The organism is Tenacibaculum profundi, from assembly GCF_052050075.1.
In the GTDB taxonomy this organism is placed as follows: Bacteria; Bacteroidota; Bacteroidia; order Flavobacteriales; family Flavobacteriaceae; genus Polaribacter.
The window spans coordinates 3,655,428-3,673,523 of record NZ_CP197225.1; the positions used below are offsets into that span (position 1 = coordinate 3,655,428).

The following is an 18,096-nucleotide window of genomic DNA, read 5'->3' on the forward strand; positions in this document are numbered from 1 at the left end:
AGTTAATCGATAAAGATAATTATTTAGCAGATTTTACTAAACTTTATCAGTTTGTGATATCTAGGTATTTAGCTATTCCTGCATTGTTAAGTATGTTCAATTTTTTCCTTATTCTCTCCGTATATGTTCTAAAAGTGCTTTGACTTTTAATATCTAATTTTTGTTGAATTTCTTTAGGGTTTAGTCTTTTTGAAAAAAGATCTACAATATCTTTTTCCTTTTTTGAAAGCGTCTCAAAACACTCTATCTTTTCCTTTATTTCACAGACGAGAGGTCTTATTTGATGTGAAAAAATTTCTTTGTTATGATAGACGCTTCTAACTGCTGTTGCTAGACATATATCGATATCCTCTTTTAATATGTAGCCTTTGACTCCATATCTGATACTGTCTAAAATAAATTTTTCTCCATTAAATGCAGAAATAACAATAGTCTTAACATTAATGTTTTGGTTTTTTATAAATTTCAGTACTCCAAAACCATCTACAAGGGGAAGTGATATGTCTAATAATAGAACGTCTATTTCTTTTTTTATTAGGGCTTCAATAGTTTGTTTTCCGTTTAGAGAGTAACTACTTACTTTCATATTGGATTGTTGTAATAAGCTATCTACACCACTAATAAATAGTTTATGATCATCAGCAACATGTATTTTCATTCTTTTACTTTTTTAAGCTTCACAAAAATATATTTCTGAAAATAATTTTTTGTAGACGTTTCCCTGAGAATTCAGTTAAATTTTTGCCATTTTAATATTTATGTTTGTAATTTTTACAAGTTGCGATTATATATTTTCATTAATATCTCGTTTGTTTTTTTTTGTTCTTCAAGAAGTTGTAAAGTTAACTTAGGTAAATCGTTCAAAGTGTAGTTTGTTTTATCGCCCTGAAGTTCTATTGATGTATTTTGTTTCAGAATAGTTCCTTCTCCTTTTCTGAGAAATAATTTATCTACTAAAGGGTATCTATCTGTTATCTTAGCTATTAATTTTTCAGATATATTTTTTCCTTTTTCACCTCTTAAAATATTAGAAATTGCAGACCCATTAGCATAACCGAGTTCTCTTGAAAAGTGACTTGCATTAGTTATACCTAATTCATCCATAACTTCTTTTAAAATTTCTGAGTCAGACTTTGTTTTCATTGTATTGGTTTTTTATAAAATATATTTTGGGTTTTTGCTTTTAAACGAAAAGCTTTTTCCAATTGCGAAATTACTAATTTATACTTTTTATTCAAAATAAATACTTTTTTAATTCTTATGAGTGTTATAAACATTTTTAACTTCCTTTCAGAAAGATTTTTCAGGTAAAATGCCTGCGATTTTTTTTGATTTTTTCTATTTTTAATTTCATCTTCATCTTCATCTTCATCTTCATCTTCATCTTCATTTACATTTACTATATTGTTAACGATTGGTTCAACCATTGGTTGAACGAGTTTATGAATTCTTTTATTTTTTAGAACCATGTTCATTATATGTTTCGTCCCAATAATTTTTTAGTTTTGAGGCATATTTTGTTGGTCTAGTTTTAACATAATGATGCATTATTTCCTTGTTTTTCCAGCCTCCAATCTTCATTATTATTTCTTCGTCAATCTCTCCGAAATGATTCGTAGCAAATGATCTTCGTCCTATATGGGATGTTACCAATTTATATTTTTCGTAAGTACCTCTTATTTTTCGCTTTTTTTCATTGTCAAAAACAGATCCTTCGGTCAATTCATTAATTCCGCATAGTTTGCATACCTCTTTGATCCTTTTGTTAAAAAGGCTGTCTCTAACTTTGTCGGGGAGTTTTCCATCTCGTTTTTTTAGAATATATTTCACAACAGGGTGTAAAGGAATAACAACTTCCGCACCCGTTTTTGTTGTTTCTAAAAAAATATGACCATCTTTAGATATATTTTCTTCTGATAGTTTGTTGTTGAAATCTGAAATTCTTAGAGCAGTCCAACAAGCTATTAAAAGATTGTCTCTAGCATCGTCGAGTTTTTTATCTTTTATTTCGATTTTAAATATTTTTTGAAGTTCTTCAATATTTAAAAAAGGATAAAGAATTTCCTTCTCTTTAGGAATGAAAATTCTCCTTTGATAGCTTGTGTCGACTTCTAAATTATCTTCTACCGCTCTGCTTAGAAAAAAACGAAGTCTACTCTTCTTTATATTCACAGTACTATTAGAATGTCCCTTGTTTTTCAAATACTGAATATACTTTTTCAATGTATCATGACCACAATCTTTTAATAAAAGCTTTTTACTGTTGAGATATTCACTTTCAATAAAATTTGATAATGAATTAATAGAATTTTTATATCCATGTATTGTGTTTTTGCTAAAGGAAGTTTTGCCAGATGAGGAAGCCCAGTCATCAACTTTTTCTTCAATCCACCATTTGCAATAGTCTATTAGATAAATTTGTCTGTTTGGGATTTTTTCTTTTAAATCTTCAGTTGGTCTTTTAAAGAATTTTTTTATTGAATTTTCTAACCATAGTTTGTCAATTAAAACACCATTAGAATATGATTCATTAAAGTCATCGATTATATGTTGTTTCAGAAAACTGAGTTTTCTGTTTATATCGTTTCTGTTTTTTACCTCTAATGTGTTTTTAATTTTTTGTTGTTTTGCGTTCCAAAATTTTGGGTTGATGAAAATATTAGTTCTAGCTCTAAATTGATATTCTCTTGTGTGAATAAAACGACAATATATGTTTGATGGGGTGCTTTTTCCAAGCAGGTTAAAATTTACAGTTGCCATGTTTTTATAGTATTTTGTTGACGACTTAATGACGACGGGTAGTATTTATTAATATTTGTAATATTCTTTTTTGATTCTTTTTTAATTCCAAATATATAAAAAACTATTATTTAACCAATAATAAGTGTTTAAAAAGTATAATTATTACTTCGATAATAAATAGTAAATCCGAACCTTTGAGCGCTGTAAAGGTAGCCAACGTCAATACACGGTTCTTGTAAGTGTTGAATTCAAAAAGGCTAGTGGCAAGCAAAGCCTCACAAAGTACAGTATAAAAAATAAGTACGGTATTTAAATATGAAAGTTGTCGAATCTTTAAAAAAGAAAACTACATTTTTATAGAGCTCATTTTATAAATGCTTTACTCTTATTGAGTTAATAAAGGTCTCACTAAATTTTTTTCAGGAGATTTGTATTTAAAAGGATAAGCTATCAGAGGGGCTAATAGATACAAATTTATATCTTAAAAGTTTCATCTGATAGCTATTAACAACTTATGCATTTCAAATTTATATATTGAGAGGTAAATAAAGTCAGATGTAGTATTACTGAAGTATTTATTTATAGGTTTAATTTAATATATTGTAATAGGAAATTTCTATTGATTATTAATATTTATAAAATTGTAATCGAAACTTGGTTAGAAATTAGGTAGCAATAATACTAATAAGTAAGCATTAAGGTTGTCACTTGAGTTAGTTAATTAAAGAATAATTTTATGTTAATTGTCGTGTAATAAAAGTGAATTTATTTATGCTAAAAAATAGAAAATAGAATTGTGTAATGGTTTATTTATAAGTTTAATAATAAAATCAGTTTTGTTTTTAAACGAAATTTAAGTAAGACGTTTACAGTGATAATGTCTGTTAGATCAACTTCAAAAACTAATAATAAGCTTTCTAAAGTAACGTTCTGGTTTAAAACCAATATAATGAAATTATATAAATTACTATTATTATTCAATTTTTGTCTTTTAATGAGTTGCTCTAGAGATGATAGATTAATAGATGAAAACACTATTAATTTTCATAAAAGTGAAAAAGATAAACTCAAAGAAATAGGGTCAAAATCTTATAATGATGAAGAATATACATCTTTAAATAATTCAAAATGGATGTCCCAGCTTTTTGATTCAGTAAAAATTGAAGAAATTTCTATACCAGGAACTCATAATACATGTGCACTGTATGGTGGAAGCATTGCAGAGTGTCAATCAATGAATATTCAAGAACAATTAAAATCAGGAATTAGATTTATGGATATAAGATGTAGGTTAATTGATCAAGTATTTACAATTCATCATGGAGTTATATATCAAAAAATAAATTTTGGCGAAGTAATTATTAGTTTAAAAAAGTTTTTAAAAGAAAATCCTAGTGAAACAGTTTTTATTCGGGTAAAAAAGGAATATTCAGATGATGTGAAAGATAATGATTTTATTGAAGTTTTTGAGAAATATCTTGATAAGCATGGAAGACATAATTTTTATGTGCCAAAATCAAGTGAAGAACACAATATACCAGAAAGTTTAGGAAGTGTTAGAGGGAAAATAGTAATTATAGAGAATGTTTCGGGTTTACCTGGAATTAAATGGAATAGTTTGAAAATACAAGATGATTATAAAGTCGAAACGCTTTTTAATATTGATGAAAAATATAAAAAAATTACGAACCATCTTGAAGCTTCAACTAAAGATAAAGATAACATTTATTTAAATTTTACCAGTGGGAATTCGTCGTATGGGTTAGCACTTCCATATTTTATTGCAGGGCATATTAATGAGGATCTACTTGACTATTTAAAAGTTAACTCTAGAATTAAAACAGGTATCGTTGCTATGGATTACCCAGGAGATGATCTTATACAAGCTATTATAAATACGAACAATTTTATTAAGTAAATTTTTTACATAAAAAACGGTTAAATAAAGTTAATATTTATTTAACCGTTTTATATTTATTTATGTTTTATGGAACATAAAAGCTATCAGAGTAAAATTTTATTCTGATAGCCATAAACAAATTAAAAATTTAATAGAAATTATTATTATAATCTTATCTATTTTCAAATATACTTTTTAGGTTTAGTATAAAATTCAATGTAGTACTTCTGAAGTAATTAAAATGAATTTAAGTTATCGTTTTATTAAGAGAAAACTTGTTTTCTAATTAATATTTATGTTATTAAAATCAATCTAAACGTTAATTTTTTGTAAAATTTATTTTTTATTTATGATCTTTTTGTAAAAGATAAAATAAAAAATAATGAATTTTAAATTAAAGCTGACCGCTCTCGCGGTTGGGATAACGCTTCTTATAAGCTGTTCAAAAGATGACAGTTTAGAAGAACAAAATACTACTAATTTAACAATAGCTAGTAAGCAGAGATCAAATAATTTAGGATCAGAACACTATAATTCAGGGGAACTAACTAATTTGAATAACTCGAAATGGATGTCTGCTTTACCAGATTCAAAAAAAATAGGTGATATTTCTATTCCAGGTACACATGAAACTTTTGCACTTTATGGTCGTTTATGAGCGGATCTTTATGTGCAATGTCAGTCAATGAGTATTGAAGAGCAATTAAAAGCAGGTATCAGATTTATTGATGCTAGATGTCGATTCTTAAAAGAAGGTACATTTTCTATTCATCATGGAGCATTTTTTCAAAAAAAATTTTTGGAGAAGTGATTATGGCTTTAAAAAAGTTTCTTAAAAATAATCCAGATGAAACTATATTTATGAGGGTCAAACAAGAATATTCAACAGAATCGGATGAGAATTTTATAAAAGTTTTTAATGATTATTACAGAAGATTTGGAGGAGATGATTACTTTTTTGATCCAGAAGATCCAAATTCGTGCAATTTACCTGAAGATTTAGGAGAGGTAAGAGGAAAGATTGTTATTATTGAAAACGTCTCTGGTTTACGGGGAGTAAAGTGGAACTGTTTACGAATACAAGATGATTATAAACTAAATCTTTTTAGTTCTACTCACTCAAAGTATAAAAAAGTTGAAAAACATCTTGAAGCATCAAATAAGGATAAAGAAAATATTTATTTAAATTTTTCTAGTGCAACAGGTTGGTTATTTCCTTATGTTATAGCAGATGATGTAAATGAGTATTTACTAGACTATTTAAAAGCTAATCCAACAATTAAAACAGGGATTGTTGCCATGGATTACCTAGGAGATGATCTTATACAGGCTATTATTAATACAAATTTTTAATAATTAAGCCACATACATAAAAAAGACACAATTAATGTTGTGTCTTTTTATGTAAATGAAACTATTTTACATATTCTGGTTTGAGGGAAATATAAGGATCTCTAATAGTTCCTAGTTTTATTATGAATTTTTGATTTTCAAGCTGTCTATTAATTTCTTTAGTTAACGTGTTTTGTAGCTTTAAACTTTTTAAATTTTGATGAAATTTTGTGAGTGTTTTATGGTTTGGAGTTGTTTTAGCAGTATCTAAATTGCAAAATAATTTAAAAGACATCTTATCGTTTATTTGATGTTCTATTTCATTCTCATTTAATCTATACCATACTTGAAGTAAGCAGATTTTAAAAAGTAAAAGTGTGTTATAACTTCTATTTTCATGATAAAACTCATCGTTTTTAAAATATTTTTGTAATGCTAATTTTATTGGATTCCAATTTATAAGTTGATCAATTTGATTCAGGAATGTTTTTTGATGCTCATTTTTTTTTGAGGTAATTTTAGAGTTATTAATTTTTAATTCATTTGCTAAATAATTGTATCTGTTGATAAAGGAACCGTGTAAAGGAACTGTATTGTATCCATCGTTATATGTGTTACTCATCTTTATAATTTCATGTATATTTAATTGGTTTTTAAACTTGTAAGAGTGTTTTATTTCCGTAGTTAAATAAGTTATTTACTAATTAATCGTTATTAATATGTTTAATTTTTCATCAGCAAATTGATGATTTTTAGTAAATAGATCATACGGTAAACCGTAACTTATATGTAGTTTACTAGTTGTTTTTAATTTTAAATAGAGGTACGATAAAGATTTACCACAGGAGGATAATATGTAAAATAGCTGGTTTATTATTATAGTTCAAAAAATATATTTTGAATGAAATTAGTATAACGCTATTTAAATTTCAGATAAAAAGAACTGAAGTAAGTAATAAAATATTTGGATTACTTTTTTGTTTTAAAATTATCGATAAGCTATTGAAAGAAGGCTACAAAATTATTAAAGTTTTTAATTTTTACAAATTACATGATATATTTAAGAGGAACAAAACTACTTTTTAGATTTTATTTATTAGTTTGGTATTTGTTGAAGCTCTCTCCATTTATATTGGTATATTTTGCATCAATATTAAAGGTAACTTCCATATTTTTAATGTCAAAAGGTCCCTTTACTTTAGCATACTTCAGGTTTAAATCTTCTTTGAACTTAACATTATTAAATGACACACCTCTGTTAAATTTTGTGTATTTAAAAGATGCTGTTTCGTCGAAAACTGAATCTTCAAAGCTTATATATTCTTCAAAGTTTGCGTATTTAAAGGTTGTAGGTTCGTCAAAATAAGTGCCTTTAAAATTTGATTTATCCTTAAATTTAGCATATTTAAAAGTAGTATCGTTATAGAATTTAGATAAAGAACACTCAACTTTTTTATCAAATTCAGAGTATTTAAACAACGCTTTTTTTCGAAAAAAACAGTTTTTGAATGTAACTCTATTTTCAAAGTTAGCAACAAAGGTGTATCCGCTTTCTTCATGAGGAATGTACGCGAGTACATCATCTATAAAAGTGCAGTTTATAAAATAAATTTCATTTTTTATTTCTTTAGTAACTGTATTGGAACCGCTACTATTCCACCAACGATTGCGTTTTGATAGTTTTGGAAGGGTTTCGTTCATGAAGGTGAAATCTAAAACTCCTTTAATCGTTGTATTGGAGTACCTAATATCGCCTCCATTTTTAATAGCTAACATAATGTCTGAAGCATTGGTTATGCTTTGAGCATTTATAGTTCTTGCTGTAAGTGTAAGTAATATTATTAGAAATATATCTTTCATTATTGAAGTTTATGTTTATGTAATAAAGACACCATTGTTTTAAAAATGTTACGTCTAAAATTTAATTTATGAAATAAAAATATTAATTAAAGTATTGATTTTACCAAAAATATATGGAAATACCGAACTGATTATTTATTTAAATAAAAAAAAGACTACCAATTTTGGTAGTCTTTTTATATAAATGCTTTTGAATATTCTTAATTTACAGTATCATTTAGACCAGCACCTGGCTTAAATTTTACTACATTTTTCGCAGCAATTTGAATTTTTTTACCTGTTTGAGGGTTTCTTCCTTCTCTAGCAGCTCTTTTAGATACAGACCATGTTCCCCATCCAACTAAAGCTACTTTCCCACCACTTTTCAAAGTGCTAGATACGTTCTTAGTGAATGAATCTAATGCAGTTTTTGCATCGGCTTTTGAAATTCCAGCATCAGCAGCCATAGCCTCGATTAAATCTGTTTTGTTCATAATTTTAATAGATTTTAAAAATTAATTAATATTTCTCGCTAATAAGCTTAACAAAAATAGACGGAATGGACGATTGTACAACATTTGTGTGAGAAAAAATAGAGATTTGTTAATAAAAATCAAATAATTGTTAATAACCACTGTGCTTTAACTAGGAATAACTATAAAACCTTATAAATAAAGGGCTAGAGAGCTAATGCATCTTCATAAAAATGATAACCATTTAAAAGACTTTTCGCATCCATTAATTTTTTGCCAGGAAGCTTTAATTTAAGGACAACTAGAAATCCATCTTTTGTTGCAATTTTTAATCCGTTTTTAGAAGTGTAAATTTTGCCAATTTCTAAATTATGCACAGAATATTCTTTCGCAACATCATATATTTTTGTGTTCATCTCGGTATTATTATTTTTTATTGTGGTCCATGCTGCAGGATATGGATTTAAACCGCGTATATGATTAAATATTTCATTAAGTGACTTTGACCAATCAATTTTGCAGTTTTCAGGAAAAAGTTTATGAGCAGGCTTTTCTTCCCTTTTAGGTTGTTTTGTGGTAGTAACATTGCCTTTTGAAATTAAATCAACAGTTTCTTTCACAAGCTCTGCTCCCAAAAACATGAGTTTGTCATGAAGCTGTCCGCCCGTTTCGTTATCTTCAATATTCGTTTCTTTTTGAAGAATAATTTCTCCAGTGTCTATTTTGTCGTCTATAAAAAATGTTGTTACACCAGACTTAGACTCTCCATTTATAATAGCCCAATTTATTGGGGCTGCTCCACGATATTCTGGAAGTAAAGAAGCATGTAAATTAAAAGTGCCATATTGGGGCTTTGACCAAACTGAACGTGGTAACATTCTAAAAGCAACAACAATTTGTAGATTTGCATTCAAAGCCTCTAGCTCTTTTTGAAAATTTAAATCTTTTAAATTCTTAGGTTGAAGTAGTGGCAAGTTTTGAGATAAAGCGTATTTTTTTACCGCAGACACACTAAGTTTTCGACCTCTGCCAGCAGGTTTATCTGCGGCGGTTATGACCCCAACTATGTTGTAATCATTTTCAATTAAATGTTTTAAAACAGTAGAAGCAAATTCAGGTGTTCCCATAAAAACGATACGTAGGTCTCTCATATTGATTTTGTATTTTTAAATTCGATTAAAGTGCAAATATTTAACAAAGGTAAAATAATAGCAAAATTATTTTAAGAAATACTTATTGTATCGAGTAACTCCAATAATGTCGTTTGCAATTAATTTTCTTAATTGAATTAATATTTCTTCTTCATCGTTATTTAATAGCCTGCAAATTTCATGAGAGAATAATTCTTCTCTTGAATTAGAAAGAAGTTCTAAAATATTTTTACTTAAATCAGCTTTTTTTGTTTTCTGGTTTCTTAAACAAATATCACATATTCCGCATTCCTCTCCTTTTTCATTAAAATAGTTGAGTAGTACCATAGCTCTACAAATGCTTTTATTTTGAGTAAAACTTAGCATATACTGTGCTTTTTTAATTTTTTGATTAAAAAAAGAGTTGATATTTTTTGAAATTCGGTTTATACTTAGATCATCTTCTCTTGGTTGAAGAAAATAAAGATCTAAACCTTTATCAGTCTTATGATAGCTCAGTATACCTTCTTTCATTAATTTTTCCAATAGTTCAATAACAGTAAAAGAGGTTACATTCAGTTTTTTTGCAATATAAAATTCATCAATTTGAATTTGCTGTTCAAAGACACCTCCATAGAGACGTAAAATTATTTTAATAAGGGAACCATAAATTTTACTTTTTCCAATTTTAATTAGTTGCTTACTAGAAATTAAAAATTGAAGTGTTGATTTTTTTTGAATTGATTTGTTTAATTCAATTATACCGTTTGAATTAAGTAATTGAAGAATTACTGTTGTTTTTTTTATTGAAAAATGATATTTTTCACAAAACTCTGTTAAATTAAAATTAAAGCAAGATGAAGTAAGTTCACCCTTGGCAATTTGAAAGTGTTGATATAATTTACTATGAACAGCTTTAATTTCATTAATAGTTGGGATTTTATTTATATGTCGTTCTTTAAACGAGATGAAATCATTTTCATTCACTAGAGTTACTGAGTATGCTTTTTTTAAATCTCTACCTGCTCTTCCTGCTTCTTGAGTATAATTTTCAATCGAGGAAGGCAAATCTAGATGAATAACTGCTCTCACATTAGATTTGTCTATTCCCATACCAAATGCGTTTGTGGCGACCATGATAGGTTTTTTTTCCGAAAACCAATCACGAAAAGAAATTTGTTTTTGTATTGAAGTTAGACCGCCATTATAGAAGGTAGTCTTAAAGCCTATAGCATTGAGGTAATTACTAATGTCTTTGGTTTTCTTTCTAGTGGAAACATAGATGATTGTCGGAGCATTTATCTTTCGTATAATTCTTTCTAAACGACCTAATTTATCATTAACTTTTAGAATTTGATAGGCAAGATTTTTTCTTAAGGAAGATTTTTTAAAAATTTTTGGATTTTTTAAACCCAAACTTATAGCAATGTCGGCAAGTACTTTTTTTGTCGCTGTTGCTGTTAAGGCAATTATTGGAGTATTAGGTAATAAAGGTCTTAAGGTTTTTATATTGAGATAAGAAGGACGAAAATCGTGTCCCCATTCCGAAATGCAATGCGCTTCATCTATGGCTATGAAATTAACATTTAACTGTTTTATTTTATTTTGAATGAATTTCGATTGCAAGCGCTCGGGAGATAGGTAAAGAAACTTATAGTTTCCGAAACGTATGTTATCAAATAAAGTGATAATATCATCTTGTTTCAGCCCAGCAGGTATTGTTGTTGCTTTAATGTTTTTTTCAGTTAAGCCATTAATTTGATCCTGCATAAGAGCAACAAGCGGAGATATAACAATACATATACCCTCTTTTTGAAAAGCTGGTAGCTGAAAACATAATGATTTCCCTCCTCCTGTAGGCAACAAAACAATTGTATCATTATTACTTAAAATAGATGAAATAATTTCATTTTGTAGAGGTCTAAAGTATTCATATCCCCAATATTTTTTTAATAAATGGAGGACTTCCTCTGACATATTAATCGTTTATTGATTTTATTATAAAATCACAACGATCTTTTACTGAGCCAAAGGGAACATCTATTATTGAATATCCCAGTTCTTCATATGTTTTTCGTAAAAATTTATCTAACTCTATGGCTTGTTCAAATGATTCATAACGCTCATTGTCTTGAATATAAATTTCTTTCCATGGTCTTAGCATAAATACTTTATCATATTTATATTCATTACATTTTTTGATGTAGGTGTCAGGATAGTCTGTTTTTAAGTAGTCCATATAAGCATGAACATCAGGCATTCCTCTATCAAAAAATACCAATTTTTCACTTGATAAATCAGCATCTATGAACTGTTTTTCTCTTCCCTTTAGTAATAGCTCACTAAATAGTAATGGTTTCTCCAAAAAAAGTTGATCTATTCCTTCTTTTTGAGCTTCCAGAGTAACTTCTCTTGATATTTCAGGCATACATTCATAACCCCTACTAATAAACTCTTTTAAAACCGTAGATTTACCTGTGCCAGGACCTCCAATAAGAACTATTTTTTGTTGCATTTTGCAAAAATATAAGATTCAATTTATAAATTTAATAAATAGTGTAATTTTGTCCTGACAAGATATAAAAAAATACTGACGAAAATTAATTATGGCGGATAGAGAAGAATTTTATAAAAAGTTAAAAGCTCAATTGGACGATACAACAGAGTTTCCCTCAAATTATTTGTATAAGTTTATTGTTCCAACAACTCAAAATCAGTTAGCAGAAGTACAAGACTTATTTAATGATGGAGGAGCGGTAATAAGCACTAAGAAATCAAGAACAGGTAAATACATAAGTGTTTCAGTTCAAATAAAATTGAACACTTCTGATGAGGTAATTCAGTATTATAAAAAAGCTGAAAATATTGAAGGTATAATATCACTTTAGGTTCTCAAAAAATATAAAATATGTGCTATTTTATAAATCTCGAAATTAGTATATTACGATCAGGTTAAATTAGTAATTCTAGCAATTCATTTTAATATAAAGAAATAAACCAAACTAAATAAGCGTAAAGATTTATGAAACATACTATTTTAGTAATTTTTTTAATATTACAAGTAATTACAACTAATATTAGCTCTCAAACAAAAAGTAGAGAATTATTTAGAATTGATGATACTTCTGTTTCTGTGTCAGAATTTAAAAGAGTTTACGAGAAAAATCTGGGGTTAGTAGTAGATGATGATTCAAAAAAGATAGATAATTATTTAGATTTATACATTAATTACAAGCTTAAAGTAAAGGAAGCGTATGATTTAAATTTAGACACGTTAAAATCATATCGAATAGAATTAGAAAATTATAAAAATCAATTAATAGCACCCTATTTACAAGATAATAGTACTATAAAGAGATTGGTTGAAGAAGCTTATTTTAGAACAGTTAATGAGATAAAAGTCAGTCATTTACTAATTAAAGTTTCAGAAAAAGGAATTCCAGAAGATACTATTAAGGCTTATAATAAGGCATTAAATGCCAGAAATAGAGTTCTTAAAGGTGAAACTTTTGAAGAGGTTGCTTTAGATGTTTCTGAAGATCCATCAGTAAAAGTAAACAAAGGAAATTTAGGTTATTTTACAGCTTTTAAAATGGTATATAACTTTGAGAAAAATGCTTACAATACTAAAGTAGGGGAGGTTTCACAACCTTTTAGAACTAAATTTGGATATCATATAGTTAAAGTTGACAATTTACGGAAGTCAAGAGGAGAGTTTGAAGTAGCACATATTTTAATCAGAGATCAATCTTCTTTTGGAAAGGTAAGAATTGATTCTATATATCAAAAATTAAAGAAAGGATTACAATTCCATAATCTGGCCAAACAATATTCAGAAGATACAGGAACGAAAAACATAGGAGGTAAATTACCGAGGTTTGGCTCCGGAGTAATGGTTGAGGAGTTTGAAAATGAAGTATACAATATTAAAAAAATAAATGGCATTAGCAGTCCTTTTAAAACCCGTTTTGGTTGGCATATTGTGAAATTATTAAAAAAAATTCCAGTACCTGATTTTGAGAGTATCAAAAAGAAAATTGAACTAAGGGTTAAAAGGGGAGAAAGATCAAAGTTGTCTGGAGAGGTGATGATGAAAAAATTGAAAAATAAATACCACGTTCAAATTAATGATACTTTTTATAATGATTTAAAAGTTTCTTCAATTCCAGATGTATTATCATTTGAAAAGAATAAAACGATTTTAACAATTAATAAAAGTAAAGTAAAACTAGATAAATTTCAAGATTTTCTGAAATTACGAAATGGCCATAATCTGAAATTATTATTTCAACGATTTATTGATGAAGAATTAATAGAGTATTTTAAAAAAGATTTGATTAATATTGAACCAGAAGTTAGAAATACATATTCTGAGTATAAAGAAGGACTGTTATTGTTTGAGTTAATGCAAAAGAAAATATGGGAGAAATCATCAAAGGACAGTATAGGTTTGAAAAAATTTTATTTTTCCAAATTAGCTACATATAAGAGTCAGAGTTTAGAAGAAATAAAAGGTAAAGTAATTAGTGACTATCAAAAAACTTTAGAAGAGAAATGGATTAGCGAACTTCGAAAAAAAAGTAAAATAATAATAAGAGATAAAGAACTTAAAAAACTAAAAAAAACATATAATCAGTCATAATTGTGAAAAGAATTTTCTTATTATCTTACATACTTCTGTTCTTTGTGTCGTGTGATCTATTTACATTGAAAAAGCAAAATATAAATGAAGAGCGACCAATTGCTACTGTGTATAACAAACATTTATATAGAAAGGATGTAGTTGACTTATTGTCAAAAAAAATGACTAAGGAAGATAGTATTATTATTGTAAAGGGATTAATAAACACTTGGGCTAAAAAACAACTTTTTTTAATTAAAGCCGAAGAAAATATTTCAGAGATCAATAGTCTTGAAATAGAAAAGCTCGTAAGGGATTATAAGTCAAGTCTCTATATTAATCATTATAAAGAAAGACTCATAAAGCAGAAATTAGATACCGTTGTTTCAGAGCCCCAAGTTTTAGCTTTTTATAAAAAAAATAAAACAAATTTTCGTTTAAATAAAGAACTTGTTCAATTTGAATACGTTTATTTAGGAAAAGATCACTTTGAAAAAAAAGAAATCATAAACAGTTTTAAGTCATCAAAAAAAGAAAATAAAGAGAATCTAGAGAAGTATCTTTTGAGTTTAAAGTCATACAGACTTCAAGATTCATCTTGGGTAGATCTCGAATTTCTAAGAAGAGAAATTCCTGTATTTGCTACAGAATCAAAAGAGAATCTGTTAAAAATATCAAAATTCATACAAAAAGAAGATAGTTTAGGAGTATATTTGGTGTCGATAAATAATTTTTTGAAAAAAAACAGTATTGCGCCTTTAGATAATGTTAAACATAGGATTAAGCAAATTGTTTTACATAAGAGAAAACGAGAATTAATTAGAGAGATTGAAAAAACACTGATAAATGATGCTATTCAAAACAAAAATTTTAAAGAATATTAGTATACTACATATAATCCTATTTAGTATAGCAATTAACGCTCAAAAAAATAAGATTGATGGAGTAGCCGTTGTTGTTGGTAAGAATGTTGTACTTAATTCAGATATTGAAAAATTCAAGAAAGAAGTCGAATTAAGAAGCGAGGGAAAAATTAACTTTTCTGATTGTGAAATGTTAGAAGAGTTGATGAAACAAAAACTGCTTGCGCATCACGCAATTATTGATAGTCTTTCAGTATCTCAAGGAGAAATTGATAAAGGTGTCCAGAGAAGTATTGCCTTTTTTACAAAAGAATATGGGTCTGAGCAAAAAGTTGTAGAAGCTTATGGTTTTAATGATATTGAAGACTTAAGGAAAGAATTGGAGAAAGTTAAAAAAGAAAGCGAGCTCATACGTCTTGAGGAACAAAAGATTACTGAAAATATTGATGTCACTCCAGAAGAAGTAAGAGTATTTTTTAATGGTTTGAAAGAGAAAGGAGAACTTCCTGAAATACCTGCAGCTGTAGAGCTAGCTCAATTAGTTTTAAATGCTGAACCAACATCAGAGGAGGAACAAAGAGTAGTAAAAGAGTTGACTGAAATTAGAGAAGAGATAATAAATGGTTCTAGTTTTAGTATGAAGGCTATAATTAATTCAGATGATCCAAGTGTTGCACAAAACAAAGGTAATTTAGGGCTTATAGATAAAGAGACACCATTTATTAAGGAGTTTAAAGAGGCTGCCTTTTCTTTAGATGAAGGGCAAATATCGGAGCCAATAAAAACTCAATTTGGTTACCACATTATAAAACTTCATAAAATAAGGGGTAAATCAAGAGAAGTTTCACATATATTGTTACAACCTAAAATTTCAAGTGAAAAGTTAAACAAAACGAAAAAAGACATAGAAAAAATTGTTTCGGATGTGAAGAAAGGTATTTTAACCTTTGAAGAAGCTGCAACTAAATTTTCTGAAGATGAAAGTACAAAATTCAGTGGGGGAAAGTTAATAAATGAGTATACAGGTGAACCTCAATTTGAATTAACCAACATGGCACCTGATTTATTTGGAAGGATTAGTGAATTAAATGAAGGAGAAATGACAGATGTTTTTTATGATGAAACGCGTTCTGGTGAAAAAATGTATAAGGTTATTTTAGTACGTCAAAAAACAAAAACTCACAAAGCAGATATTGTCGAAGATTATGTTAGAATGCAACAATTCGCTTTAGAAAAAAAGAAAGAAGAAGCGGTGGATAAATGGTTAAAAGAAAAAATTTTTGAAACCTATATTAAATTAAATAGCGACCATAAAGAATGTAATTTCAAGAGAAACTGGAAAAAGAAAGAAAGCAAATAACGGTCAGCTAGGTTATAAGCTATCTTGAAATAAAGAGTTTGTTAGTTTTATTTTTTTATATAATTTTAAAATACTTTTAAGAATATGTCAGAAGTCACAGCTGTAAACAACTTAGTAAAAAAATATAAAAAATTACAACAAGAAATAGGAAAAGTAATAATCGGCCAAAGAGAAGCTGTTGATTTTACACTACTTTCTATATTTTGTGGAGGGCATTCTCTTTTAATAGGAGTTCCTGGGTTGGCAAAGACGTTGTTAGTAAATACAATTTCTGAAGCTTTAGGCTTAAACTTCAAAAGAATTCAATTTACCCCAGATCTTATGCCTTCTGATATTCTTGGAAGTGAAATATTAGATGAAACACGTCAATTTAAGTTTATAAAAGGGCCCATTTTTTCCAATATAATTCTAGCAGACGAAATAAATCGTACACCCCCTAAAACACAAGCTGCATTGTTAGAAGCGATGCAAGAAAGGTCAGTTACAGTGGCAGGACACCATTATAAATTAGATTTACCTTTTTTTGTTTTAGCTACTCAAAATCCTATAGAGCAAGAAGGAACATATCCACTTCCAGAAGCTCAATTAGATAGGTTTATGTTTTCAATTAATCTTGAATACCCAACTTTTGAAGAAGAGGTTGAGGTAGTTAAAAATACAACCTCTGCTGTAAAGCAAAATTTAAATAGCTTTTTTTCAGCTAACGAAATTATTGAGATTCAGGATTTGATTCGAAAAATTCCTGTTACAGACAATGTGATAGAGTACGCTGTAGGTCTTGTAGGTAAAACAAGACCAAAATCTGAACTAGCTACAGATTCTATTAAAAAATATATTGATTGGGGAGCTGGTCCAAGAGCTTCTCAAAATCTTATTTTAGCGGCTAAAGCACATGCTGCGGTAAACGGAAAATATTCTCCAGATATAGAAGACGTGAAGGCAGTAGCTATACCTATATTGTCTCACAGAATAGTAAAAAACTACAAAGCAGAAGCTGAAGGAATTACAATTAGTGAAATTATTAGATCACTATTTTAGTCTTTATTTCTAAAACAAAGTTTAGCTATTTTAGTTTATCCAAAGAAGAGCACAAAAGCCATATAATTCTGAATTGAAAGATGTCAATCAATTTATTGATAATAATTTTATATAAATGTAAATTATCTTATTTATCAAATTAACATTATGTTTTTTACCCACCTTATGAGTAAATGCTAAGTCTCTTATTGTTTGACCGTTTTAAGGTGATTTAGCGTATGTAATTAAGTATTTTATTTAAGTTTTTATAAAAAATATACATAATTAACAATATGATTATTTTCTTTATAAAGAATATTAACCTAAATTTTTAATATGATTATTAATTTTAAAGCTTCCAAATTTTTATCTGCTGTATTTTTTCTTATAGGATGTAATAATTTCGCTCAAAATGACCATAGTAAACAGGATATGAAGGAGATCATCTCTGTAATGAAAAAACAGGAAGAAGCTTGGTCTAAAAATGATTTAGAAGGCTTTATGAAAGGATATTGGAAAAGTAATTCATTAAAATTTTTTGGAAAAAATGGTCTTACTGAGGGTTGGAAAAATACTCTTAATAATTATAAAAAGAATTATCCGACGAAAGAACATACAGGTAATTTAAGTTTTAAAATAAGTGATATCTCAAAAATAAACAACGGTGCTTATTTTGTTATGGGAGAATACTTGCTCAAAAAAAAACAAGAAAAAGCTAAAGGAGTTTTTATGGTTATTTTTAAAAGAATAAATGGAAAATGGAAGATTATAGCAGATATGTCTTGTTAAAAGTCAAACGATTATTATAAAAAAAACCTT

At 27.7% G+C, this 18,096-nt stretch carries 18 protein-coding genes and 1 pseudogene; 9 read left to right on the top strand and 10 right to left on the bottom strand.

The features are described 5' to 3' along the window. Positions 1–46: 46 nt before the first annotated feature. The 4 genes from ACSIGE_RS14975 to ACSIGE_RS14990 form a co-directional block, all read right to left on the bottom strand. A complete protein-coding gene (locus tag ACSIGE_RS14975; RefSeq protein ID WP_440880688.1) occupies positions 47–658 on the bottom strand; it encodes a response regulator in 612 nt (203 codons plus the stop codon). Between the two features lie 113 nt (positions 659–771). Next, entirely contained in the window at positions 772–1,143 is a 372-nt protein-coding gene (locus tag ACSIGE_RS14980; RefSeq protein ID WP_440880689.1) for a hypothetical protein, read from the bottom strand. Further along, complete coding sequence (locus ACSIGE_RS14985) at positions 1,140–1,469, bottom strand: hypothetical protein (protein WP_440880690.1); 330 nt, start codon at positions 1,467–1,469, stop codon at positions 1,140–1,142. Before ACSIGE_RS14985 ends, ACSIGE_RS14980 begins: the two co-directional genes overlap by 4 nt. Then, positions 1,453–2,760: a tyrosine-type recombinase/integrase gene (locus ACSIGE_RS14990; RefSeq protein ID WP_440880691.1), complete on the bottom strand. Its 1,308-nt coding sequence runs from the start codon at positions 2,758–2,760 to the stop codon at positions 1,453–1,455. The genes ACSIGE_RS14985 and ACSIGE_RS14990 overlap by 17 nt, the downstream gene beginning before the upstream one ends. Before the next feature lie 931 nt (positions 2,761–3,691). On the opposite strand from ACSIGE_RS14990, the gene ACSIGE_RS14995 reads away from it, so the two are divergent. The 3 genes and pseudogenes from ACSIGE_RS14995 to ACSIGE_RS15005 all read left to right on the top strand — a co-directional run bounded on the left by ACSIGE_RS14995 (position 3,692) and on the right by ACSIGE_RS15005 (position 5,995). Next, positions 3,692–4,660: a phosphatidylinositol-specific phospholipase C gene (locus ACSIGE_RS14995; RefSeq protein WP_440880692.1), complete on the top strand. Its 969-nt coding sequence runs from the start codon at positions 3,692–3,694 to the stop codon at positions 4,658–4,660. A gap of 364 nt (positions 4,661–5,024) precedes the next feature. Continuing rightward, complete coding sequence (locus ACSIGE_RS15000) at positions 5,025–5,300, top strand: hypothetical protein (protein WP_440880693.1); 276 nt, start codon at positions 5,025–5,027, stop codon at positions 5,298–5,300. A gap of 27 nt (positions 5,301–5,327) precedes the next feature. Beyond that, positions 5,328–5,995: pseudogene (locus ACSIGE_RS15005) on the top strand (phosphatidylinositol-specific phospholipase C domain-containing protein). Between the two features lie 61 nt (positions 5,996–6,056). Here ACSIGE_RS15005 and ACSIGE_RS15010 read toward each other — a convergent pair. The 6 genes from ACSIGE_RS15010 to ACSIGE_RS15035 all read right to left on the bottom strand — a co-directional run bounded on the left by ACSIGE_RS15010 (position 6,057) and on the right by ACSIGE_RS15035 (position 11,931). Continuing rightward, positions 6,057–6,596 carry a transposase gene (locus tag ACSIGE_RS15010; protein ID WP_440880694.1) on the bottom strand — a complete coding sequence of 180 codons (540 nt, stop codon included), beginning with the start codon at positions 6,594–6,596 and terminating at the stop codon, positions 6,057–6,059. Positions 6,597–7,063: 467 nt separating this feature from the next. Then, positions 7,064–7,834: a pentapeptide repeat-containing protein gene (locus tag ACSIGE_RS15015; RefSeq protein ID WP_440880695.1), complete on the bottom strand. Its 771-nt coding sequence runs from the start codon at positions 7,832–7,834 to the stop codon at positions 7,064–7,066. 200 nt (positions 7,835–8,034) lie between these two features. Next, positions 8,035–8,307: an HU family DNA-binding protein gene (locus ACSIGE_RS15020; protein ID WP_440880696.1), complete on the bottom strand. Its 273-nt coding sequence runs from the start codon at positions 8,305–8,307 to the stop codon at positions 8,035–8,037. 185 nt (positions 8,308–8,492) lie between these two features. Next, positions 8,493–9,437, bottom strand: a complete 945-nt coding sequence (gene fmt, locus ACSIGE_RS15025; RefSeq protein ID WP_440880697.1) for a methionyl-tRNA formyltransferase — start codon at positions 9,435–9,437, stop codon at positions 8,493–8,495. Between the two features lie 66 nt (positions 9,438–9,503). Further along, positions 9,504–11,393, bottom strand: a complete 1,890-nt coding sequence (locus ACSIGE_RS15030; RefSeq protein WP_440880698.1) for a RecQ family ATP-dependent DNA helicase — start codon at positions 11,391–11,393, stop codon at positions 9,504–9,506. A gap of 1 nt (position 11,394) precedes the next feature. Continuing rightward, positions 11,395–11,931 carry an AAA family ATPase gene (locus ACSIGE_RS15035; protein WP_440880699.1) on the bottom strand — a complete coding sequence of 179 codons (537 nt, stop codon included), beginning with the start codon at positions 11,929–11,931 and terminating at the stop codon, positions 11,395–11,397. A gap of 91 nt (positions 11,932–12,022) precedes the next feature. On the opposite strand from ACSIGE_RS15035, the gene ACSIGE_RS15040 reads away from it, so the two are divergent. From ACSIGE_RS15040 to ACSIGE_RS15065, 6 genes are all read left to right on the top strand, one after another. Continuing rightward, positions 12,023–12,304 carry a DUF493 family protein gene (locus ACSIGE_RS15040; protein ID WP_440880700.1) on the top strand — a complete coding sequence of 94 codons (282 nt, stop codon included), beginning with the start codon at positions 12,023–12,025 and terminating at the stop codon, positions 12,302–12,304. 134 nt (positions 12,305–12,438) lie between these two features. Then, positions 12,439–14,058 carry a peptidylprolyl isomerase gene (locus tag ACSIGE_RS15045; RefSeq protein ID WP_440880701.1) on the top strand — a complete coding sequence of 540 codons (1,620 nt, stop codon included), beginning with the start codon at positions 12,439–12,441 and terminating at the stop codon, positions 14,056–14,058. A 65-nt stretch (positions 14,059–14,123) separates the two neighbouring features. Then, positions 14,124–14,921, top strand: a complete 798-nt coding sequence (locus tag ACSIGE_RS15050) for a hypothetical protein (RefSeq protein WP_440880702.1) — start codon at positions 14,124–14,126, stop codon at positions 14,919–14,921. Beyond that, positions 14,884–16,260: a peptidylprolyl isomerase gene (locus ACSIGE_RS15055; protein ID WP_440880703.1), complete on the top strand. Its 1,377-nt coding sequence runs from the start codon at positions 14,884–14,886 to the stop codon at positions 16,258–16,260. Before ACSIGE_RS15050 ends, ACSIGE_RS15055 begins: the two co-directional genes overlap by 38 nt. 84 nt (positions 16,261–16,344) lie before the next feature. Then, positions 16,345–17,298, top strand: a complete 954-nt coding sequence (locus ACSIGE_RS15060; RefSeq protein WP_440880704.1) for an AAA family ATPase — start codon at positions 16,345–16,347, stop codon at positions 17,296–17,298. A gap of 315 nt (positions 17,299–17,613) precedes the next feature. Next, positions 17,614–18,066: a DUF4440 domain-containing protein gene (locus ACSIGE_RS15065; RefSeq protein WP_440880705.1), complete on the top strand. Its 453-nt coding sequence runs from the start codon at positions 17,614–17,616 to the stop codon at positions 18,064–18,066. Positions 18,067–18,096 lie beyond the last annotated feature (30 nt).

Coding starts and splice junctions, on each gene's coding strand:
- ACSIGE_RS15035 (WP_440880699.1), bottom strand. CDS start 11,931: ATGCAACAAAAAATAGTTCTTATTGGAGGTCCTGGCACAGGTAAATCT.
- ACSIGE_RS14980 (WP_440880689.1), bottom strand. CDS start 1,143: ATGAAAACAAAGTCTGACTCAGAAATTTTAAAAGAAGTTATGGATGAA.
- ACSIGE_RS14985 (WP_440880690.1), bottom strand. CDS start 1,469: ATGGTTCTAAAAAATAAAAGAATTCATAAACTCGTTCAACCAATGGTT.
- ACSIGE_RS15010 (WP_440880694.1), bottom strand. CDS start 6,596: ATGAGTAACACATATAACGATGGATACAATACAGTTCCTTTACACGGT.
- ACSIGE_RS14995 (WP_440880692.1), top strand. CDS start 3,692: ATGAAATTATATAAATTACTATTATTATTCAATTTTTGTCTTTTAATG.
- ACSIGE_RS15045 (WP_440880701.1), top strand. CDS start 12,439: ATGAAACATACTATTTTAGTAATTTTTTTAATATTACAAGTAATTACA.
- fmt (WP_440880697.1), bottom strand. CDS start 9,437: ATGAGAGACCTACGTATCGTTTTTATGGGAACACCTGAATTTGCTTCT.
- ACSIGE_RS15030 (WP_440880698.1), bottom strand. CDS start 11,393: ATGTCAGAGGAAGTCCTCCATTTATTAAAAAAATATTGGGGATATGAA.
- ACSIGE_RS15065 (WP_440880705.1), top strand. CDS start 17,614: ATGATTATTAATTTTAAAGCTTCCAAATTTTTATCTGCTGTATTTTTT.
- ACSIGE_RS15000 (WP_440880693.1), top strand. CDS start 5,025: ATGAATTTTAAATTAAAGCTGACCGCTCTCGCGGTTGGGATAACGCTT.
- ACSIGE_RS14990 (WP_440880691.1), bottom strand. CDS start 2,760: ATGGCAACTGTAAATTTTAACCTGCTTGGAAAAAGCACCCCATCAAAC.
- ACSIGE_RS15060 (WP_440880704.1), top strand. CDS start 16,345: ATGTCAGAAGTCACAGCTGTAAACAACTTAGTAAAAAAATATAAAAAA.
- ACSIGE_RS15015 (WP_440880695.1), bottom strand. CDS start 7,834: ATGAAAGATATATTTCTAATAATATTACTTACACTTACAGCAAGAACT.
- ACSIGE_RS15040 (WP_440880700.1), top strand. CDS start 12,023: ATGGCGGATAGAGAAGAATTTTATAAAAAGTTAAAAGCTCAATTGGAC.
- ACSIGE_RS15055 (WP_440880703.1), top strand. CDS start 14,884: ATGATGCTATTCAAAACAAAAATTTTAAAGAATATTAGTATACTACAT.
- ACSIGE_RS15020 (WP_440880696.1), bottom strand. CDS start 8,307: ATGAACAAAACAGATTTAATCGAGGCTATGGCTGCTGATGCTGGAATT.
- ACSIGE_RS14975 (WP_440880688.1), bottom strand. CDS start 658: ATGAAAATACATGTTGCTGATGATCATAAACTATTTATTAGTGGTGTA.